The organism is Planomonospora algeriensis, assembly GCF_977012225.1.
On sequence record NZ_CDRNDK010000858.1, the window covers coordinates 1 to 1,345 of the forward strand.

At 70.5% G+C, this 1,345-nt stretch carries 1 protein-coding gene; it reads right to left on the bottom strand.

Features of this window, described 5'->3' with window-relative positions:
• Positions 1-276 precede the first annotated feature (276 nt).
• Positions 277-1,345: neutral zinc metallopeptidase (locus tag ACWJ6R_RS36410; protein WP_449066560.1), on the bottom strand; the 1,069-nt coding region annotated here is incomplete at its 5' end.

The following is a 1,345-nucleotide window of genomic DNA, read 5'->3' on the forward strand; positions in this document are numbered from 1 at the left end:
GGCCGTGCCGGGCGTGTCGGGTGCCTGCCCGGTGGGCGTGCCGCCGGGGCGTGCCGCCCGGCCCGCACGTCGGCGAGGGCGGCGTTTTCCGCCTTCGCCGGTGAGATCCCCCGAGTCCTGCCCAAGGTGCATCGTCACACCGCTTCCTATGGTTTCGCCCGGTCCACCTGGCACGACAGCCGAGGCACCCCGATTGCACAGAATTGCCCTGGATTCTAGCCCCCATATCTGGACATGACAGACAGCTGGGCAATTCTGAGTGAAGGGAGGTTTAACCTATGAGGTCGTGGAGGACGGGGCGAGCCAGGTGTTGCACTGGAAGGTCTTGTTCTTCTCGTAGCCCTGGCGGAACCAGCGGTTGTTGTTCGCCGGGGAGCCGTGGTCGCGGGGCCAGCCCGGATGGTCGCCCACCCGCGAGTAGAAGTAGTAGAGCGTGTTGCGCCGGGCCGGGGTGACCGGGTAGCTGGCCGCCGCCGCGCGCATGAACATCCCGCCGAAGCAGGTGGCCTGGAGCTCGAACCGGCGGCTCAGCGCGAGCTTGCCGCTCCGGCTGCCCGACTCGAGCGTCTGCTGCCACCACGTGTTGGACAGGCCCGACAGCTGCTGGACGTGGTGGCCGTACTCGTGGGCCATCATGCTGATGATCGCGCCGTGCCAGTCGGTGATCTGGCCGTAGCCCAGCGCGTTGCCCGATCCCCTGGCCATCGCCGTGGTGGAGGCGTAGATCGTGGTGTTGCGCGGGCAGTAGTACGGCACGATGCTCCCGGTCTGCGGGAAGTCCCCGCAGGCGCCGCGGCCCCGCCGCGACGTGATGGCGTAGCCCGGGCGGTGCCAGGCGATGCCCCTGTCCTGGAGGGTCTTCGACCAGACCTTGTCCATGCACCGGGACGTCTTGAGGATCAGAGACTTGAGCTGGCTGTGGCTGTAGATGCTCCCGGAGCCCGCCGGGCAGCTCACCCGGGGCAGGCCCCGGGCCGAGTAGAGCGAGTTGTTCTTCAGGCTCGTGTTGAGGGCCCGCCGGGGCTTGGAGGTCTCCGAGGTCTCCGAGGTCTCCGCCGGTTTCGCGGACGGCTGGGACGTGCGCGGCTCCGGCTCTTCGCTCCTGCCGCCGCCGGGCCGCTCGGTGGACCGCTCGGGCGGGGTGAAGGTGGGGATCGCGACCGGCGAGACCGAGACCGCGTCGCGGCTGCCCTTGATCAGCGCTCCGATCACCACGAGCCCGGTGAACGTCAGGGCGAGCAGGCCGAAGACCGTGCCGATGACCACCCCGGCCCCGCCGCCGCGGGGACGCGGCGGCTGCCAGGCGGGCGGCGGGTAGGCCGGCTGCCGGTGGTGCGGGCCGGGC